This window comes from Brevundimonas sp. (assembly GCF_035998205.1).
Lineage (GTDB): Bacteria > Pseudomonadota > Alphaproteobacteria > Caulobacterales > Caulobacteraceae > Brevundimonas.
Genome location: NZ_DASYHT010000006.1, coordinates 847,728 through 867,280 on the forward strand (window position 1 = coordinate 847,728; position 19,553 = coordinate 867,280).

Sequence of the window (19,553 nt, forward strand, 5' to 3'; positions counted from 1 at the left end):
TCAGTCGCGCCGGTTCGGGCGCCGGTCCGTGCGATCGGCCCCGGGCGGGCGCGACTCCCGCCGCCAGCGGATCGACAGGCTGGCCTGGCCCTGGCCGCCAAGGCTGGAGGTCACGGCCAGATTGCGGCGCACCTGCCACTCGACATTGACCCCGGCGCCCCCCTCGCCGCCGCCGATGATCTCGAGATAGACGTCGTCCGAGATGTAGCGCCCGCCGGCGACGGTCAGGGCCGAGGCCTCGCCGCCGAACGACAGCCGGTCCAGCCCCGCCAGTTCACGCAGGTTGCCGATGATGTCGAAGCCGCCGCCGCCGGCCAGCGACGCCACCCCGGAGGCCAGTTGCGCCGCCTCGAAGGCCGACAACTGTGACGCCGAGCGCCCGAACAGCACCTGGGCCAGCACCTCATCCTGCGGCAGGGCGGGGGAGGAGGTGAGGGCGATGTCCGGCCGGGCCGCCGTGCCGGTGACGCGGATGGTCGCCGTCAGGGCCGGGTCTTCACGGACCGCGGACAGGTTGAGGCGGATGTTCTCCGGATTGGTCGACAGGGTGACCGAGCCGGTGTCGTCGAAGACGAAGCGCTTGCCGCCGAACTCGTAATCGCCGCGCACGACCCGCGCCGTGCCGCTCAGGTTCGGGGCTGTCAGGGCGCCGGTGACCCGGGCGTTCAGGCTCAGGAAGACATTCAGGCCGCGGCCGGTGACCTGCACCGAGGGACCGGGGGCGCGCACGGTCACGTCGAGGCCGATGGTCGGGCCGCGCGGCCCGCGCACGGCGTCCTCGGGCGGGTCGCCGCCCGGCCGGTTGATCTCCACCACCTCGAGCGGGACGATGCCGCTGGACCCGGGCAGGTTGGGCCGGACGATCGCATCGTCGATCTCGATCCGGCCGACCAGCGCGATGTTGCCGTCAGCGCCGCGCGTGGCTGTGACCGGCCCCGAGGCCTGGGCCGTGGCCAGCTCGTTGTCGATGATGGTGAAGCCGTCGAGGTTGAGGGTGAAGGTCGAGCCGCCGCCCTGCCGCAGGTTGAGCCGGCCCGAGCCCTCGACGCGGCCGTCGCCCTCGTCGCGGGCGCTGAAGCTCTGGATCACGGCCGCCTCGTCGTCGAAGCGGCTGTCCAGCGTCAGCTGGCGCAACTCCAGACCCGAAGCGCTGTCGCGGAAGCTGCCGTCCGCCAGCGACAGGGATCCGTTCAGGCGGGGATTGGCGAGGGTGCCGCCGACGTCGGCGCGCCCGTCGACCACGCCGGCGAGGGTGCGACCGCCGCCGATGAACAGGTCCCACAGCGGCTGCACCTGGCCGTTGGCGAAGACATCGCCGCTGATCGGCCGGGTACGGTTGACCGCCAGCCGCAGCGGGGCGGCAGAGGCTTCCACCGGCAGCGTCAGATCCGCACCGGCCCGAACCACCCCCTCATCCACGATCGAGGCGTCGATCATGAGCCGGTCGTCCAGAAGCTGGGCGTCCAGACGCCCGTTGATCGACACGCCGCCGTCGACGCTGCGCACCTCGCGCAGGGTGACGTTGGCCGCGCCGGTCAGGTCGTCGCCGGCGCCGCGCAGGGTTACCCGACCGCTGACCCGGCCGGCGAGGTCCTCGAACATGGACGCCAGCTCGACACTGGTCAGATCCGCCTGCAGCAGGGTGGCGGTGTCGTCGGTGCGCAGCTCGCCCATCAGGATCCCGCCGCCGACCGTCAGGTCGACGCGGGCGACGCGCCCGGCGCCGCTGAGCGCCACCACCGCGGGCGTGCGGGTGGTGAACGGCACCTCGCGAACCTGCCCCCCGCCGGACAGGGTCAGGGTCTGGGCGGCTCCACTGCGGGCGTAGACCCCCGAGCCGTAGAGCGCGACTGGCGTCGGTCCGCCCACCCGGGCGTCGATCGTGAACGGCAGGCGATCGAGACTGCCCTGACCGTCGAGGTCGAGCGACTGGATGACATAGGAGGAGCCGGCGAAGCGAACGTTGCGCGCGGACACGTCGAGCACGGCGGCGCCCGCCGCGGCCGTCTCGGTCAGGCGCACCCGGCCTTCGGCGCGGCCGGCGCTGAGGAAGGCGCCGGGACCGGCGGTGAAGGACAGATCGGCGGAGGCCGGAGTGGTCCCGTTCAGGGCGATCGCCCCCTCGGCCTGAACGCCCCCGGCGTCGAGGGCGACCTCGGACAGCTGCACGCCGCCCTCGGTCAGCCGGAAGGCGCCAGAGGCCCTTGCGGGCCCGTAGTTCGAGCCGCTGACCACGGTGATCCGTCCGTCCGAGGCGTCGGCCCCGCGACGGAAGCTGAGCGTCAGGTCGGCGTTGGTCAGGGTCAGCGGGCCCGCTGCGACCCGGGCGAAGTCGGCAGTCAGGTCAAGCCGCGGCTGGGCCAGCGGGCCGGTCAGGGCCCCTTCGCCGGTAGCTGCGCCCTCGATCTCGAGGGGCCCCACGCCGAATGGTCCTTCGGCCTGCCAGTCGAGCGCGAGGGCCAGTTCCCCGGCCTCGCGGATCAGGCCGCGCGCGCCGGCGGTCACATGTTCGCCGGTCAGGGCCAGCCGCTCGATGGTGATCGGACCTGTTCCCAGGCTGCCGCCCAGCTGCACGGCGGGCTGGTCGCCCAGCAGGCGGTCGAGTTCGGCGAAGCCGGTCTGCAGGCTCCGACCGCGTCCCTCGAAACCGACCTGCCATACCGCGCCGGGGCGTGCGGCCGTGGCCCGCAGCCGGCCGCGGAACTCGCCGGCCGCGCCGGGGCGCAGGGCCGCCAGTCGGGTCAGGACGATGTCGCCGTCGAAGGTCAGGCCGCCGGTCAGGGCGCGGCCGCCGCGCCCGTCGACCTGCAGGCTGCGGCTCGCCAGCTCGACCCGGTCGAGCGCGATCGCCCCTTCGCGGCTGCGCCAGACGGTGAAGCCGAGGCTCGGGGTGGGGCCCAGCAGACCGCCGACCGGCCCGTCCGCTCCGCCGGCGGCCTGCAGCTCGCCGCTCAGTTCGAGGCGGCCGTCTTCCGCCGCAAGCGCCAGCGGCCCGGACAGCCCGCGCGCCTGCCAGCCCGCTGCATCGACGCTGCTGACGTCGACCTCGCCCTCCAGCCGCCAGCGGTCCGCGTCGCCGCGGAAGACCCCCGCGTAGCGCGTGGCGCCGGCCAGAGGTCGTCCGACGACCCTGGAGAGGGAGGGTGAGGCGAGCGTGATCTCCAGCCCGTCGGGGACGCTACGGTCGGACATGCGGACCACGCCGCGCGCCGTCGACTGGACGTTGTCGGCCAGCAGCCGCCAGGCAACGCCCTGTTCCTCGCTGTCGCGCACCGGCACGGCGGCGAAGCCGAAGCGCGCCGTGCGGCCGACCCGATCAACGAACGGGGCCAGCAGGTCCGAGCCGCTGAAGTCGGCGAAGCCCGACACCCGGGCGCCGTCCGGCCCGTAGGCGCCCTGAACCACCAGCGGGGTGAACCGGCCGGTGCGTACGCGGGCGAGGATGTCGCGGCCATTGACCAGGGCCCGGGCCATGAAGGGCTGATCGGTCGGGTAGCCCAGCGCGCCGGCGATCGGCCCGCCCTGCGACTCCTCGGCCGTCAGGTCGAGGCGCAGGTCCGCCGGGTCGTCGCCCAGCCGGGCGTCGAGACGCAGGAAGTCGCCTTCGCGCGACAGGCTGTCGGCCGCAAGCCTCACCTGCCGCTCGCCGCGACGGGGCAGGTCGGCCTCGCCGGCCAGACGCCAGCGGCCGTAGGTCTGGCTGAAGCCTTCCAGCAGTTCGACGTCGGCCGCGAACGCGTCGATGTCGATCGACAGCGGCTGCCCCCCCGAAGGGCCTTCCGACGGCGGCAGGTCCGGGCGGCGGATGACGCGGATCAGGCCAGCCTCGACGCGATCGGCATGGAAGCGGCGTGTCAGCAACGGCCAGTAGGACCAGTCGACGCGGACGTCGCGCAGTTCCAGCCAGACGCCCCGCTCATCCTCCACCGTGACGCGATCAAGGCCGAAGTCGTCGAACAGGTCGCCGCTCAGTCCCTCGACATTGATGCGACCGAAGCGGCCGAGGCTCTTGCCGGCGACGAAGCTGGTGACGAGCTCGCGCCCCGGGCCGGTCACCAGATACATGCGGCCGCCGACCATCAGCACGATCACGAGCGCCAGCAGGCCGCCCAGCACGCCGCCGGCGATCAGCGCGGCGAGACGACGGCGCGACCGGCCCGGGCGCGGGGCCGCCGGGGGCGTCTCGACTGCGGCTTCGGTGTCCGGGGGCGGCGCGCTCAAAACGCCTGCCCGATGCTGACATAGACCTGGAACCGGGCGTCGGAGTCGCGCTTGTTCAGCGGAATGGCGAGGTCGGCCCGGATCGGCCCGAAACCGAGATTGTAACGGACCCCGACGCCGGCCGCGTACCGCACCTCGTTCAACGCCGGCGTTTCGCTGAATCCGACCGAGCCGGCCTCGAGAAACACCACGCCGGCGAAGTTGCGCGGGAACTGGCGGCGCAGTTCGATCGAGGCCTCGACGAGGGACAGACCGCCGCGCGGGGTGTCATCGGGCAGGCGCGGGTTGACCCCCTGGAAGCTGTAACCGCGGACCGAACCGCCGCCGCCGGAATAGAACAGGCGGTCCGAGGGCACCGTCAGCTCCGACCCGCCCACCACCGAGCCGAAGCGCGCCCGGCCGGCCACCACCGTCTGCGCCTCGGCGTCCAGCGGCAGATAGACCGAGCCGGTCGCCTCGGTGCGCAGGAACAGCACCGTATCCTCGCCGGCCACGGCCGTCGGCTGGGCCGAGACCGACACCCGCCAGCCCTTGGTCGGATCCAGCGGGTCGTTGGACCGGTCGATGTAGGCGCTGCTGCGTCCGGTCAGGATGGCCAGGTCGCGGTCGAACCGGACAAGCTGGGGCGGGCTCACCGAGGTGTCGAAGCGGCTCTCCTCATAGCGGCCGGCGTCGAGCCCGAGGCCGTAGCTGAACCAGGAGGTGCGCCCCAGCCGTTGGGTGACGTCGGCGGCCAGCACCAGCGCCTGACGGCGATAGGCGTCGGTGTCCTCGGCGACCACGGCGGACTCCAGCCTCAGCGTCCGGCCGGGGCTGCGCCAGTGGGGCAGGCTCAGCACCGCGCCGACACGGCTGTCGATGGTCGCCAGCCGTGCCCCGAAGCGCAGGGTGTCGGCGCGTCCGAAGCGGTTGCGCAGGGTCCAGACGCCGTCGACGCCGGCCCCTTCGGCGGTGGAGTAGCTGAGACCTGCTTCCTGCACCCGCCGCGGGCTGTCGGTCAGGGTGACAATGACCGGGCGGTTGCCGTCCGCCAGGGTCTGGTCACGGGGTGCAAGCGCGACGGCCACTCCGTCATAGACCCCGGTCTCGGTCAGACGACGTTCCAGCTCGGCCACGGAATCGGGACGGTAGCGGGCACCCGGGCTCCAGGGTGCGAGGCGCTCCACCCAGGCCGGGTTGGTCACCCCGCGGGTCTCGACCCGGACCCCGTCCAGCGTGACCAGCTCGCCCGCGCTCACGCGGAACGTCGGCGCCATGGTGCGCGTCTCGTGGTCGACCACGACCCGGCGCGGTTCCGCCGTAGCGTCCGGATACCCCTGGCGCGCCAGTCCGGCGACCACGCGGCCCTCCGCCGCCAGGACATCGGCGGCGCGGGCCGGCGCGCCGGACTCAAGGTTGATGTCGCTGAGGACCGTCCCGGCGCTGTCGGCCTCCGGGGCGGGGCCGACCCATTCCACCACCGGCTCGGTCAGGACGAACCGCGGCCCGGGCTCGATCCTTACGATCGGCCTGGGTTGGCCGTCGTCCTCCACATCCGGGGTGATGACCGGCTGGTAGTAGCCCTCGGAGCGTAGCAGCGCCTCGGCCGCCCCGGCGGCGGCGCGCGCCCGGCGGCGCGCTTCGAAGCGGTTCCCGGCCGGCTCGGCGGCCGTGCCGATCGCCCGCTCCAGCTGGCCGCGCAACTCGGCGGACAGCTCGCCCTGGATCAGGGCCCGGGGCTCCGCCGCGACCGCGGCGGACGCCATCGCCACCGGGACCAGGGCCGCCACGATCAGCGCTCTGCAGGATCGGATCAAGGGCGGCCGTGTCCGTAGGCTGCGCCGGGAGACCGGCGGGAGGGCGGGGGGCTGTAGGGCCACGGGAACATGGCCCCGGCAGGGCGGAGCATATGCCGTCAGTAGAACAGGGTCTCGCTGCCGGGCTGCACGCTGTCGGCGGCGTCGGGGTCGGCGGGCGGCGGCGCCGTGTCGGCGACCTCCTCCCCGGGGGGTGTTTCCGGCGGGGCCTCGGCGGCGGCGTCCACGGCCCGGTCTTCGGCCGGGAGCGCGACCGGCGCCTCTTCAGGCTCCTCCACCTCGATCGATCCGGCGTCGCACGCCGCCAGGGCGAGGGCGCTGCCGATCGCCAGCGTCAGCGTCAGGCCGGCGCGCGAATTTCGTCTCATGGCTTTTCGTTCCCGCCGCAGTTTCGATCGCAGCAGAACGCCCGGCGTTCGCCGCTGTTCCGCCCGGACTGGCCCGGCAACCAATCCTTTCCCTTCCTCCTCTAGCCTAAGCGACAGGAGGGACAAGGCCATGACCGAGTCCGATTACAGCGTCGTTATTCAGACCCGTCGGCGAGAGCTGAAGACCCGCATCTGGATGGCGATGATCCTTGCGGCGATCGCTTTCTTCCTCGCGCCCGGCTGGACGCCAGTTCTGTGGTTCGTCGCCGTGCTGGCGACCCAGGCCCTGGATCTTGCCCTCGTCCGCTCGGCGCTGAGGTCAGATGCGGACTGGCGGCCGACCACGACCTTCCGCGCCCTCGCGATCGGCAGCGCCTTTCTGGCGGCCATCGTCTACTCCGGCATCGGCGCCTACATGTGGTTCTATGGCGGAGATGCGGGGCGTCTGTTCGCCCTGATGCAGTTCGCCGGCGGCCTGCTGCACGTGAGCATGCACATGCATCAGTCGCGCGCCCTGCTTGGGGCCGCCCTCTGCGCCCACGGCGCCTATATGCTCGGCATGCCGCTTTACGACGTGGTGGTTCGCGGCGAGCCGGCCATGGCGGTCGTTGTGGTGGCTGGCGTGCTGTATCTGGCCCACCTCGGCGTCTCGGTCCGCCAGGCGTCCGAGCGCGACCAGGCGCTGCGCCAGGCGGAGCGCGTCAGCCGCGAAGCTGCGGCGCAGGCGGAGCGCGCCAGCGCCGCCAAGTCCGACTTTCTCGCCGTCGTCAGCCACGAAATCCGGACGCCGATGAACGCTGTCGTCACGGCCGCCGGTCTGCTGCGCGGCAGCCGGCTCAGTCGTGCGCAGACCGAACAGGTGGACATGCTGGTGGACGCCAGCGAGGTCCTGCTCGGCCTGCTCAACGACGTGCTCGACTTCTCCAAGATCGAGGCGGGCAAGATGACGCTCGAGCGCATCGCCTTCGATCCGGCCGACAAGCTGGAGGGGCTGATCCGACTGTGGCGGCCCCGCGCCGAGGCCAAGGGGTTGAGCCTTACGCTCGAGATTCGCGGCGCCCTGCCGCCGATGGTGCATGGCGATCTTCTGCGGCTGCAGCAGGTCCTCTTCAACCTCCTTTCCAATGCCGTGAAGTTCACGGATCAGGGCGGCGTGTCCGTGCGGGCGTCATGGGCGGACAGCCGCCTGCTGGTCGAGGTCGAGGATACGGGCTGCGGGATCCCGGGGGACCGGCTGGGCCATGTTTTCGACAGCTTCGAACAGGCTGACGCGGGGACGACCCGGCGTTATGGCGGCACCGGGCTCGGCCTCGCCATCAGCCGTCGTCTGGCGACGCTGATGGAGGGGGGACTTGAGGTCGAGAGCGTGCCCGGCCGCGGCTCCCTGTTCCGCTTCGAGGGCCGCTTCCCCTGCGCCACCGCCGCGGCGCCGCGGACTGCGGTCGAGACGGACGCGGGCGCGGGGCTCGAAGGCCTCGAGGTGCTCGCCGCCGAGGACCATCCGGTCAACCGTCGCATTCTCGCTCTCCTTCTGGAGCCGCTGGGCTGTCGCCTGACGCTTGTGGAGAACGGGGCGGAGGCCGTGGCCGCCGCCGCCGAGCGACCCTTCGATGTGGTCCTGCTCGACATGCAGATGCCGGTCATGGACGGCCTTGACGCCGCCCGCCTCATCCGCGAGCGGCCGGGGCCTTGTCGCGACACGCCCATCGTCGCCCTGACCGCCAATGCGCTGGACACGCACCGACAGGCCTGGCTGGCCGTGGGCGCCGCAGGCTTCCTGACCAAGCCGATCGATGCGGCCGCGCTCGCCGCCACCCTCGCCGCCGCGGCCCGCGGGCGGACGCTGGCGGCCGTCGCCTAGCCGGGCGACCAGGCGGCGGTCGCCGCCGCCAGACTCAAGGCCGTGGCCCGGGCCGGGACGGCCGCCGCACCGTCGAAGCGCGGGGCCGGGGCCGGGGCGCCATCCGGGGTGAACGCCTGCCGCGCCGTGGCCTGCGGATACGTGCGGGCCTCGGCGAAGGTCAGCACCGGCGTGACGCAGGCTTCCGTGCCGGCGAAGTGCGCCGCCCAGGCGTCCCGGTCGCGCGTGGCGAACAGGCCCTCGAAGTGCGCCTGCAGCGTCGGCCAGCTGTCCCGGTCGTACTGGTTCACCTCCGCCGCATCGATCTCGAGTCCGGTCAGCAGGGCGGCGAAGAACCGCGGCTCCAGCGCCGCGACCGCGATAAAGCCGCCGTCGCGACAGGCGTAGCAGCGATAGAAGGGCGCCCCGCCGTCCAGCAGGTTGGCCTCCCGCGCGGATGACCACAGGCCGCGCGCCCCGAGCGCGTGGAACAGGGACGACAGTACCCCGACCCCGTCTGTCATGGCGGCGTCCACCACCTGGCCACGCCCGCCGGCGCGCGCCGCGATGACCCCGGCCAGCACGCCGCTGACCAGCATCATCGCCCCGCCCCCGTAGTCGGCGATCAGATTGAGCGGCGGCGGCGGCGGCCGGTCCGCGCCGCCCATGGCGTGCAGGGCTCCGGTCAACCCCAGATAGTTGAGGTCGTGGCCGACCTGGTCGGCCAGCGGACCGGTCTGACCCCAGCCGGTGACGCGGCCGTAGACCAGCCGCGGGTTCAGGGCCTGGCAGGCGTCCGGCCCGAGGCCGAGCCGCTCCATCACTCCCGGCCGGAAGCCCTCGATCAGGACGTCGGCGGCCCCGATCAGGCCGCGGACGGCCTCCAGATCGGCCGCCGACTTGAGATCGACCTCCACCGCCGCCCGGCTGCGGTGCAGGATCGCGCCGCCGACCTCGTCGAAGGCGAGCGCCGCGCCCGCGGGACGCTTCAGCCGCAGCACCTCGGCCCCCATGTCCGCCAGCACCATGCCGGCCAGGGTGACCGGCCCGAGGCCGTCGAACTCGACAATCCGCACGCCCGCCAAGGGTCCCGTCATCGCTGTGCTCTCCTCCCGTCGCGCCCGCTTGCCCCGGCGCGTTCGCCTCCGTATGGTCCGCGCCGCTTCGCAAGGCGAGCCCCTAGCTCAGTCGGTTAGAGCATCTGACTTTTAATCAGAGGGTCCTGGGTTCGAGTCCCAGGGGGCTCACCATCCTGCCGCCGGGCGGCGGCGAACCTTCGCCGTAGCGGCGCGTTAGGCGGCCATGACCCGTTTTCGACACACTCCGGCCATCGCCGCCCTCGGCCTTTTCGCCCTCACTCTTGGCGGCTGCGCCGCCATGCGCTCGGTCGGGGAGGGGGTCGGCACGGTCACCTCCGGCTTCGGCGACGCCGCTGCTGCGCCGCTGGAGGACCTGAACCTCCGACGCGACGAGATTCCGACGGTTCTGCTGCAGGCGCAGGCCGCGCCCTATGACACCCGCAACCTGACCCGTTGCCGGGCCATCGCCGCCGAGGTTCGCCGGCTGGACGACGCCCTTGGCCCGGACGCCGACGAGCCCCCGGCCCCGGATGGCCGGCTGATGAGCGAGCGGGCCTCGGACGCGGCCGCTGACGCCACGCTCGACGCCATCCGCGACACGGCGACGGACTTCATTCCCCTGCGCAGCTGGGTGCGACGCCTTTCGGGGGCGGAGCAGCACAGTCGCGAAGTGCAGGCGGCGATCCAGGCCGGCCGCCTGCGGCGCGCCTATCTCAAGGGGGTGGGGATGCAGCGCAACTGCGCCCCGCCCGCCGCGCCCAGCTGGTTCCGCCCGAGCCGGTGATTGCAGCGCCTGCGGGGCGGGTCTGGAAGGGGCCGCGCTGGTCCGGGTGATCATGCCCGGTAAGGGACCTGATCCGGTGCGCGTCAGGCTTGTCGTGAAGGTCGGCCTGCGGGCCGCGGACGTGGCGGGTCGTTGCGATTCCCGCGGATGTGGACAGCGCCGTCCTTCGTGAAGGCCTGGAACGAACGCTTGTCGATGTTGCGGAACTCGCCGGTGCGGTCCCAGGCCCAGTCGAAGGAAATGCGCTCGCCCTTGTGCGCGAACTTTCCGGAGTCATGGGCGAAGAAGGCGTATTTGTCGCCGCCGATGATGATCACGTGGCGATGCAGGGCGGTCTGGTTGCCGCCCGGCCGGGGCGGGTCCTCAAGGTACGTGTTGTAGGCGTGGAAGCCCGACTTCTCGATCCTCATGGTCATTTCGCCATATGACGGGCGCGGAAGTCGCGCCGGAACGCCTCGAAGCGCCCCTCGGCGACGGCCGCGCGCATGGCGGCGGTCAGGGCCTGGTAGAAGGCGATGTTGTGCCAGGTCAGCAGGATCTTGCCGAGAATCTCGTCGGCCCGGATCAGGTGGTGCAGATAGGCCCGGGAATAGTCCTGGCTGGCCGGGCAGGGGACATCCGGATCGAGCGGCGCCTGATCCTCGGCGAAACGGGCGTTCTTCAGATTGATCGGGCCGTCCCAGGTCCAGGCCTGGCCGTGACGGCCGGCGCGGGTGGGCAGGACGCAGTCGAACATGTCGACGCCGCGCCAGACCGCCTCGACCAGATCGATCGGCTTGCCGACGCCCATCAGATACCGCGGCCGGTCGGCGGGCAGCATGACGGGGGCATAGTCGAGCACCTCGCACATGGCGTCGTGCCCCTCGCCGACGGCGAGGCCGCCGATGGCGTAGCCGTCGAAGCCGATGTCCTGCAGCCGGTCAGCGGACTGGCGGCGCAGGTCCTCGAAGGTCGAGCCCTGCTGGATGCCGAACAGGGCCTGGCTGTCGCGCGCGCCGAAGGCCGCCTTCGAGCGCGCCGCCCAGCGCGCGCTGAGCTGCATGGCCGCCTCGGCCCGGGCGCGCTCGGCCGGCCAGGAGACGCACTCGTCCAGCTGCATGACGATGTCGGAGCCGAGCCGGTCGGCCTGGATCTCGATCGAACGCTCGGGCGTCAGGACATGCTTCGAGCCGTCGATGTGGCTGGCGAAAGTCACCGCCTCCTCGGTCACCTTGGAGATGCCCGACAGGCTCATCACCTGGAAGCCGCCGGAGTCGGTCAGGATCGGCCGGTCCCAGCGCATGAAGCGGTGCAGGCCGCCCAGCCGCTGCATGCGCTCCGGCCCGGGGCGCAGCATCAGGTGGTAGGTATTGCCCAGCAGGATGTCGGCGCCGGTCTGGGCCACCTGGTCGACGGTCAGGGCCTTGACCGTGGCCGCCGTGCCGACCGGCATGAAGGCCGGGGTGCGGATGTCGCCGCGCGCCGTCTTCAGCACGCCGGTGCGAGCCCGGCCGTCGGTTGCGGCGATGTCGAAGGTGAGGGCCATCAGGCGCTCCGGAACAGCAGGCTGCCGTCCCCGTAGGAATAGAAGCGGTAGCCGTCCGCCACCGCATGGGCATAGGCGGCCTTCATCGTCTCCAGCCCGCAGAAGGCGCTGACCAGCATGAACAGGGTCGACTTCGGCAGGTGGAAGTTGGTCATCAGCACATCCGCCGCCCGGAAGCGGTAGCCAGGGGTGATGAAGATGGCCGTGTCGCCGTGGAACGGCCGCACCACGCCGTCCTCGCCGGTCGCGCTTTCCAGCAGCCGCAGCGAGGTGGTGCCGACGCAGACGATGCGGCCGCCGGCGGCGCGCGCGGCGTTGAGGGCGTCGGCGGTCACGGCGGAGACCTCGCCCCACTCGGCATGCATGCGGTGGTCGGCGACCTCGTCGGCCTTGACCGGCAGGAAGGTGCCAGCCCCCACGTGCAGGGTCACGCCGTGGGTGGAGACGCTGCGCGCGGCCAGCGCCGCCAGCAGCTCCGGCGTGAAGTGCAGCCCGGCCGTGGGCGCGGCCACCGACCCGTCGTGCGCCGCGAAAACGGTCTGGTAGTCCGACCGGTCCCGTTCATCCTCAGCCCGTCGCGCGGCGATATAGGGCGGCAGCGGCATGTGGCCGGCGGCATGGATGGCGTGGTCGAGCGCCGGGCCCTGGCGATCGAAATCGAGGTCGACCAGCCCGTCCTCGTGCTTCGCCGCCACGACAGCCGTCAGTCCGGTGAAGCGCACCTCGTCCCCGACGCGCAGTCGTTTGCCGGGCTTCATGAAGGCCGACCAGCCAGCCGGTCCGCGCCTCTGGTGCAGGGTCGCCTCGACCGCCACCTCCAGCCCGTCGCGCACCCGCACCCCGTCCAGCCGCGCCGGGATGACGCGGGTGTCGTTGAACACCAGCGCGTCGCCGGGCTGCAGCAGCGTCGGCAGGTCGCGCACGACATGGTCCGCCAGCCGCCCGTCGCGCACGACCAGCAACCGCGCGGCGTCGCGAGGTTCCGCGGGCCGAAGGGCGATGCGGTCTTCGGGAAGATGGAAGTCGAAGTCAGCGGTCTTCATGGGCCGGGGCAAAGGCCACGGGGCGGCGGAGGGGTCAAGCGCTTGGCCTTTAAGACGACCTTCAGCAGTTGTGGCGAAGGTGGCGGCCATGGTTGAGGCGACCACCGATGTGACCGCAGGGCTCGGACGCGCTTGGGATCGCCTTCGACGCCCGATCTGGCTGTACGATCCGCGCACCGGCCGGAAACCTTACGCCAATCCCGCCGCCCTGGCGCTATGGTCGGTCGAGACCCTGGACGCCTTTCGCCGGATGGATTTTTCGCCCAGGTCGCCGGCGATGAAATCCCGGCTCGCCCGGCTGGTGGACCAGGCATCCGGCGGCGCGGCCGTCAGCGAGCGCTGGACATTCTATCCCGATGAGGCGCCGGTGACGGCCCAGGCGCTGGTCTCGGTCTTCCGGACCGAGAACGGTGAGGATCTCCTGCTGTTCGAGGTGGCGCCCGAGGAGTTGCAGGCCGAGGAGCGCCGTTCGGTCGAGGCGTTGCGCCACGCCGCCGCGATGATCAGCCTGTTCGAGCCGGGCGGCGTCCACCTCTTCGCCAATCCCGCCGCCTATCGCGCCTACGGGCTCGGCCGCATGGATTTCTCGGCGCGCTTTGCGGACGCCGGCGCCGCGGCGAAGATGCTGGCTGCGGCGGCCGGAAGCGAGGTGTCCGGCGTGTATGCCGTGGTCACGGCGGCGGGGCCGCGATGGCATCTGATGGACGCCCGCGCCGTGCTTGACCCTGTCAGCGGGCGATCGTGCCTCCTGCTGAACGAACAGGACGTGACCGCGCGCGTCGAGGCCGAGATGGCCCGCGCGGCCGCGGAGCAGAAGGCCGCCATGTCTGAAGCCCGGCAGCGCTTCTTGACCGAGATGTCCCACGAGCTGCGCACGCCGCTCAACGCCGTGATCGGCTTCTCGGCCTTGCTGGTCGAAGCGGGGCTCGACGCGGGGGCGGCGGATCAGGTTGGCCGGATCCATGCGGCCGGGCTCCGGCTGCGCGACGTCGTCAACCAGATGATCGACAGTCCGTCGGGCGCAACGCCTGCGCCGGCGTCGAATCGGGACGACGCCGACGCCGTCGCACCCCCCGGCGACGAAGGCCCGTCCACGCAAGAAGGGACGAGCGGCTCCGGCGGCCTTCGCGTCCTCTACGTCGATGACAACGAGAACAACCGCTGCCTTGTGCGCGCCATGCTGCAAGCCGCGGGGATCGGCTGCGAGACGGTCGGGGACGGGCGAGCGGGGGTTGCGGCCGCCGCGGCCGGGGGCTGGGACGTCATCCTGATGGACATCCAGATGCCGGAGATGGACGGGATCGCCGCCTGTCGCTGTATCCGGGCTCTCGATGGCCCCGTCGCCGCGACCCCGATCATCGCCGTCACCGCCAACACCCTGCCGGAGCAGGTGCAATCCTACCTCGAGGCGGGGATGGAGGACTGGGTCGGCAAGCCGGTCGACATGATCGAGCTGCTCGGCACGATGACCCGCTGGGCGCGCGGCGCGCGGGCCTGACCCAGGGCGATATCCGCGCGCCACACTTGGAAGCGGCGCCTTCCGCGGAGCGATCGCCTATCCCGGTTGAACCGGGACGCCGGTGGGCGGTTGATGCCTGATGACAGCCATCCAACTTCTGCCGTCCGCTCTGATCGGTCTCGCCAGCAGCGCCCGGTCGCTCCTGCCCCTCGCGCTGGTCAGCGGCGTCGCCGCCGGCCCCGCCGTCAACCGTCCCGCCATGCTGACGCATCCGGCTGCCCGCCTCGGGGTCGGCGCGCTCGCCATCGGTGAGCTGCTGGGCGACAAGATTGCCTCCGCGCCGGACAGGACTGTGTTGCCCGGTCTCGTGGCGCGCGCTGTCACCGGCGGTCTCGCGGGCGGGGCGCTGGCGCCGCGCGGGCGAGGCGCGGCCGGCGTCTGGCTGGGGGCGGGGACCGCGATCCTGACGTCGTTCGTGACCCTGGGCGGCCGCAAGCGGGCCATGGCGCGGATTGGCCAGACCCGCAGCGGTCTTGTCGAGGATGCGCTGGTCCTCGGCCTCGCCTCGGCGGCGGTCTTCCTGACAGCGCGCCGCAAATGAAAACGGCCGCGCCCGGGGTCGGGGCGCGGCCGTCAGGGCCGGTCCTGGGGAGGGAGGTCAGGACCGGTAATGCTGGATCCGGGTGGTGCGCAGGCCTTGCATGCCCCACTTGTCGATCGCCTTCTGCCACGCGAGGAATTCCTCGGCGGTCAGCCGGTAACGGGTCAGGGCGTCCTCAAGCGAGATCAGCCCGCCGCGCACGGCGGCGACGACCTCGGCCTTGCGCCGGATCACCCAACGATCGGTGTTGGGTGGCGGCAGGTCCGCCAGGGTGAGGGGCGTGCCCGTAGGTCCGACCACGTACTGTTCGCCTTTGCTGTTCAGGCGCCGCTCTTGCAGCATGGGCTTTTGCCTCATTCACCACCACCAACTTGGTCGTGAACGTAGCGCCCGCCGCCTAAAGGCCGTTTAAGCGTCGTGGTGAAGGAACGCCTAAGCCGGCGCCCTTCACGACGCTTTGCCTTCATCAGTATTGAGCGACGATTCATTGCGATGAACGAAGCGTTACTGACGGATCAGCGTTTGATCCGGATCAGCTCCTCGAGCATTTCATCGGCGGTGGTGATGATCTTGGACGAGGCCGAATAGGCCCGCTGGGTCGTGATCAGCCCGGTGAATTCCGACGACAGGTCAACCGTGGAGGCCTCCAGCTGCGAGGCCGCGATCTTGCCGGCGCCGCCGCCGCCCGGCGTCTTCAGATTGAAGGTGCCCGAGCTCTGGCTCACCTGGTAGGCGTTGCCGCCCACCTGCAGCAGGCTGTCGACGCTGGGGAAGGTCGCCAGCGCCACCTGGGCGATGCGGCGGGTCACGCCGTTGTCGAAGATGGCGGTGACGAAGCCCTGGTCGTTGATCTGGATCTCGCTCAGATTGCCGAAGGCCGTGCCGTTGGTGAGGGTCGCCTGCACGACAGACGAGCTGTCGTACTGGGTCAGGCCCCCGGCGGCGGCGGCGAGGTCGAACGAGATGGTCTGTTCGGCGATGCCGAGGCCGACGGCCCAGTTCACCGCCGGCGGAACCGGCGCGGCCGCGGCCGAGCCGCCGATCTGGATGGTGGTGTCGTTGTTCTGGTAGTCGAACAGCCACGGATCACCGGCCCCGTTGGCGGCGCTGGCGGCCATGGTCGTGACATCCAGACGGCCGCTCGGGGTGAAGGCCAGTACGCCCGACTGGATCAGGCCGTTGGCGGCGGCCGGAACGATGTCGCCGGACTCCGCCGCGCGGATTTCCACGAACCACTCGTTCGGCAGGTCGCTCTTCAGGAACGACATGGTCAGGTTGCGCTGGCCGCCCTTGGAGTCCGACACCGGGACCGAGATCTCGAAGTCCGGAATGAAGGTGCCGGCGGCCATGGCGCCCGCCGCATAGGTGGCGATCGCCGGGTTGGCCGGGTTGGCCGCCTGGCTGGACTGCAGGTTGGCGTTGACCTGGGCGCGGGTGGTCGGTTCGGCGGCGCCGCCGACCGAGCCGACGTTGATCGAGGCCAGCCGGCTCATGTCCGACGGGTCATAGTCGACGTTGCCGTCGCTGTCGGCCGGCCAGCCCTGCAGGTAGAGCCCGGCGGAGTTCTTCAGATAGCCGAGGCTGTCGATCTGGAACGCGCCGGCGCGGGTGAACATGCGGCTGTCGGTGCGGCCCGTGCCCTCCGGGCGGTCCGTAACGACGAAGAAGCCCTGGCCGTCGATGGCCAGATCGGTGCCCGAGGTGGTGCGCTGGAGCTGGCCGAGCTGGCTGGTGTAGTGCCGCGCCGTGGCCATGACGCCCCCGGCCGAATAGCCGGCGCCCCGCACCTGGGCGTTGATCACGGTCTGGAACTCGGCCTGGCTGCGCTTGTAGCCGACCGTGTTCACATTGGCGATGTTCTGCGAGATGGCGGCGAGGGCGGAAGAGTTGGCGGTGAGACCGGAGACTCCCGCCAGCATGGCGCTGTTGATGCTCATTGGATGATCTCCTGCGTCAGGAAGCGTTGGACTGGGTTTGCGTGGGGGTATTGGTGTTGGCGTTGCCGCCGTTGTTCGACGCCGTTTCGGCCTGGCTGAGGGCGAACACGGCGGTCAGGGGCAGCACCGAACTGCCGACGACGAGGTAGGGCTCGCCCTCGTAGAGCTCGACGCCGGTGACCCGGCCGGTGATCAGGGCCTGGGCGTCGATGTCCTGGCCGCTGGCGGTCTTGGCCGTGACCTTCAGGGTGTAGACGCCGCCCTCGGCGACCTGTCCGCCCGCACTGGTCTTGCCGTCCCAGCTGAAGCTGTGCAGGCCGGCCTCGGTCTCGGGCGCCGGGCCCGACCAGAGGGTGTTGCCGGCGCTGTTGACGACGCTCAGCGTGACCTCGGCGGCGTTGGCGCCCAATTCGTAGTTCCAGTTCGCCGTCCCGTCCTCGAACCGGGTCGCCGCCCAGGCGGCCGTGACATCCTGGCCGAGATAGCTGGCCGCGGGGCCAAGGCCGCCCTCGTTCTGGGAAAGCAGGCTGGTCAGCAGGTCGTTGGTGAGCAGCTGCTGCTCCACCCCGGCCATCTGCGTCAGCTGAGCCGTGAACTCGTTGGAGTCGAGCGGCGACAGCGGGTCCTGGTTCTTCAGCTGCGCGGTGAGCAGCTGAAGGAAGGTCTCGAAGTTCGAGACGAGGCTGGACCGGCTCGAGGTGAGGCGGCCCGCGGCGTCCGCTGAGGTAACGGCGTCGACCATGCGTCAGATCCTCACATCAAGGCGGCCGTCGGCCGTGGTCATGCGGTAGGCGGCGAGCCCAACGTCGGCGTCGGCTTCCAGTCGGGCGGCGCCGGCGAAGGCCTTTGCGCCACGGCGGTCGTTCCCGCCGTCGTCGCGGCGGGCGTCGCGCTCGGCGAACTGCAGCCCGTCGCGGGAGACGTTCAGGCCCGCCGCCTCAAGCTCGCGGCGCAGCTGGTCCGCCTGGGCCCGAAGCTCGGCGGCCGCGGCCGGGTTGTCGAAGGCGAGACGGGCGGTGACAGAGCCATCCCCATCGATCTCCAGCATCACATCGACCCGCCCGAGGTCTTCCGGCGTCAGCGCCAGTTCAAAGCGGGTCGTCTGGCCTTCGAGGCGGCGCAGGATCTGCGCCGAAATCTGGGCCACGGCGTTGAAGCGCCCGTCATTGGCCATGGGCTGAAGGACGATCGACGAGGCGCCCGGCAACGGCGTCTCGGGCAGCCGCGCGGCCTCGCCCGTGGGCAGATCCATCGGCGCGTCCAGCGCGGCCAGGTCCGCTTCGAGATCGGCGGTGAGCGCCGCCGGCGTGGCTTCAGCGGTGGCCGACGCGACGCCGCCCGGCAGGCCCGTGGCCGGGGCCGTCGTCGCGGCAGCCGCCCCTTGCGACGGGGCGTTGGCTGCGCCGGTCCGGCCGTTCAGGGCCAGACTTCCGTTGACGGCGGTCGGGAGCAGGCCCGCGTCGGTCTCCGGCGGCAGCTCAAGGCTGGCGGTGGCGTCGCTCGCGACCGTCGCTGTCGCCGGCTGCGCGACCTCTGCGGCCGCCGGGGCGTCGGCGCGGCGCGCCGCCGGCTTCTGGACGAGGGCCGCGCCCGCGGCGGCCAGCTGCGCCTGCACGGCCCCGTTGGCGGCCGGCGGGCTGCCGGCGGCCACGGCGGGCGTAACGACGGCGGAGGATGCATCGACCGTCGCCGGGGCGGCGGGGCCGGCTGCGGCGAGCGTCGGCGGCGCCGGGGTGGCGACCTCGACGTCCGCGCTCGCCGGGTTCCCGCTCGCGGCGATTGCGGCGGCGACGGGCGAGCCGTCGGGCCGTGCGACGACGGCCGCCGCGCCCGGCGCGGACGGCGTCAGCCCGAGAGGATGCGGGGCGCTGGCCGGGTTCGCCGGGGCGACGGCCTGGCCCTTGACGACCTCGCCATCGACCGGCGTTTGCGTTGAGGCGGGGGCGGAAGCTGGCTTCCCGGTCGGCTCCTCGGACGCCGACGCGGCGGCAGCCGCAAGCGTCGGGCCGGGGGGAACGCTCCCTTTCGCCTGCGCAACCGACGCGGCGGCGTCAGGCCCGGCAGCCGGGGGTATCGGCGATGCGGCCGCATTGGCGATCTGCGACGCCGACGCCCCGGTTTGCCCGGGGGCCGATGCCTCGACCCGAATCCCGCTTGCGGGCGTCTGCGGCGGCAGCGCAGGTGACGGCGGTACGGCCAGGTCCGGAGCGCCGGGGCCATCGAGGAGCTGCCCTGCCTCTTCGCCGGGGCTCGTGACGGGCAGGACCGCGCCGCTCAACACGTCCGACGAAGTCATTGCGGCGACCTGCGGGTGTGCGGCGGCGCCCGGCGTGACGCCGGCCTCAGGGACGGCGAGCGCCCCGGCGGCGTCCGGCCCGGCCGGTTGCGCGAGGCCCTTCCCGGTCGCGGCCACCAGCAGGTTCGTCACTGCAGCGGCCCCGGTCATCGCCGGTGCAGTCGCCGGCCCCACGGGCGCCGCTGGAGCATTGGCCGCCTCGATGCCCGTTCCGGCGGCGGTCGCGCTCGCCAGAACGCCCGCAAAGCCGGCGTCGTCAGACGACGACGCCCGCGCCGGATCGACCGGGGCGGCGCCGAGCAGGGGATTGAGCAGAAGGGCGGCGGACATGACGCGGACGGAACTCGCGGGCCGGGCGATGCCGGCGCTGGAGGGATCGGCGCGTGCTGCGCCTGGCCATTCGGAATCGCCCTCGCAAGCCTCGGGCCAGATCCGAAGTGGGCGCCAAAATATTGAAAATAAGGGACTAATTCTGCTCGTCGCCGACGAGGCAGGGCGTGGCGGCGGCGATTTCTGCCGGGCGCGCCGGCGCGCTTTCTGCCCATCCACCGGTTGGCCCGTCGCTTGCGTAGCTGCCGGCAGAAGTTTCGAGGTTCGCTGCGAT

The 19,553-nt window shown here is 72.0% G+C and carries 15 protein-coding genes and 1 tRNA gene; 5 read left to right on the forward strand and 11 right to left on the reverse strand.

From position 1 onward, the window contains the following. From VGN74_RS14255 to VGN74_RS14265, 3 genes are all read right to left on the reverse strand, one after another. Entirely contained in the window at positions 1 to 4,221 is a 4,221-nt protein-coding gene (locus VGN74_RS14255; RefSeq protein WP_327449349.1) for a translocation/assembly module TamB domain-containing protein, read from the reverse strand. Continuing rightward, positions 4,218 to 5,990, reverse strand: a complete 1,773-nt coding sequence (locus VGN74_RS14260) for an autotransporter assembly complex family protein (RefSeq protein WP_327449351.1) — start codon at positions 5,988 to 5,990, stop codon at positions 4,218 to 4,220. The genes VGN74_RS14255 and VGN74_RS14260 overlap by 4 nt, the downstream gene beginning before the upstream one ends. Positions 5,991 to 6,115: 125 nt before the next feature. After that, positions 6,116 to 6,385 (reverse strand): hypothetical protein, encoded by a 270-nt coding sequence (locus VGN74_RS14265; RefSeq protein ID WP_327449353.1) that lies wholly within the window; start codon positions 6,383 to 6,385, stop codon positions 6,116 to 6,118. A gap of 130 nt (positions 6,386 to 6,515) precedes the next feature. Between VGN74_RS14265 and VGN74_RS14270 the strand changes: the two genes are divergently transcribed. Further along, the gene (locus VGN74_RS14270; protein WP_327449355.1) at positions 6,516 to 8,246 is read left to right on the forward strand and encodes an ATP-binding protein; all 1,731 of its coding nucleotides are present in this window, start codon (positions 6,516 to 6,518) and stop codon (positions 8,244 to 8,246) included. Here VGN74_RS14270 and VGN74_RS14275 read toward each other — a convergent pair. Continuing rightward, entirely contained in the window at positions 8,243 to 9,322 is a 1,080-nt protein-coding gene (locus VGN74_RS14275; protein WP_327449357.1) for a CaiB/BaiF CoA-transferase family protein, read from the reverse strand. The two genes, VGN74_RS14270 and VGN74_RS14275, sit on opposite strands and share 4 nt — an antisense overlap. A 76-nt stretch (positions 9,323 to 9,398) precedes the next feature. On the opposite strand from VGN74_RS14275, the gene VGN74_RS14280 reads away from it, so the two are divergent. Together VGN74_RS14280 and VGN74_RS14285 are read left to right on the forward strand one after the other, a co-directional pair. Next, a tRNA-Lys gene (locus VGN74_RS14280) sits at positions 9,399 to 9,475 on the forward strand. A gap of 52 nt (positions 9,476 to 9,527) precedes the next feature. Then, entirely contained in the window at positions 9,528 to 10,088 is a 561-nt protein-coding gene (locus VGN74_RS14285) for a hypothetical protein (protein WP_327449359.1), read from the forward strand. Between the two features lie 83 nt (positions 10,089 to 10,171). On the opposite strand, the gene VGN74_RS14290 is transcribed toward VGN74_RS14285, so the two are convergent. The 3 genes from VGN74_RS14290 to queA are packed head-to-tail and all read right to left on the reverse strand — an operon-like array spanning position 10,172 to position 12,656. After that, on the reverse strand, positions 10,172 to 10,504 hold the full coding sequence (locus VGN74_RS14290; protein WP_327449361.1) for a hypothetical protein: 333 nt from the start codon (positions 10,502 to 10,504) through the stop codon (positions 10,172 to 10,174). After that, entirely contained in the window at positions 10,501 to 11,613 is a 1,113-nt protein-coding gene (tgt, locus tag VGN74_RS14295; protein ID WP_414643569.1) for a tRNA guanosine(34) transglycosylase Tgt, read from the reverse strand. Before tgt ends, VGN74_RS14290 begins: the two co-directional genes overlap by 4 nt. After that, positions 11,613 to 12,656: a tRNA preQ1(34) S-adenosylmethionine ribosyltransferase-isomerase QueA gene (gene queA / locus VGN74_RS14300; RefSeq protein WP_327449363.1), complete on the reverse strand. Its 1,044-nt coding sequence runs from the start codon at positions 12,654 to 12,656 to the stop codon at positions 11,613 to 11,615. The genes tgt and queA overlap by 1 nt, the downstream gene beginning before the upstream one ends. Here queA and VGN74_RS14305 point away from each other — a divergent pair. Next, complete coding sequence (locus tag VGN74_RS14305; protein WP_327449365.1) at positions 12,613 to 14,154, forward strand: response regulator; 1,542 nt, start codon at positions 12,613 to 12,615, stop codon at positions 14,152 to 14,154. The genes queA and VGN74_RS14305 overlap by 44 nt on opposite strands. 100 nt (positions 14,155 to 14,254) lie before the next feature. Then, on the forward strand, positions 14,255 to 14,716 hold the full coding sequence (locus VGN74_RS14310; protein ID WP_327449367.1) for a hypothetical protein: 462 nt from the start codon (positions 14,255 to 14,257) through the stop codon (positions 14,714 to 14,716). A gap of 57 nt (positions 14,717 to 14,773) precedes the next feature. Here VGN74_RS14310 and VGN74_RS14315 read toward each other — a convergent pair whose 3' ends face one another. From VGN74_RS14315 to VGN74_RS14330, 4 genes are all read right to left on the reverse strand, one after another. Then, the gene (locus VGN74_RS14315) at positions 14,774 to 15,058 is read right to left on the reverse strand and encodes a DUF1153 domain-containing protein (RefSeq protein WP_327449369.1); all 285 of its coding nucleotides are present in this window, start codon (positions 15,056 to 15,058) and stop codon (positions 14,774 to 14,776) included. 173 nt (positions 15,059 to 15,231) lie between these two features. Beyond that, entirely contained in the window at positions 15,232 to 16,653 is a 1,422-nt protein-coding gene (locus tag VGN74_RS14320) for a flagellar hook protein FlgE (protein WP_327449371.1), read from the reverse strand. Positions 16,654 to 16,669: 16 nt separating this feature from the next. Further along, positions 16,670 to 17,395, reverse strand: coding sequence for a flagellar hook assembly protein FlgD (locus tag VGN74_RS14325; protein WP_327449373.1), 726 nt, complete (start codon positions 17,393 to 17,395; stop codon positions 16,670 to 16,672). A 3-nt stretch (positions 17,396 to 17,398) separates the two neighbouring features. Then, positions 17,399 to 19,279, reverse strand: a complete 1,881-nt coding sequence (locus VGN74_RS14330) for a flagellar hook-length control protein FliK (RefSeq protein ID WP_327449374.1) — start codon at positions 19,277 to 19,279, stop codon at positions 17,399 to 17,401. Between the last annotated feature and the right edge of the window lie 274 nt (positions 19,280 to 19,553).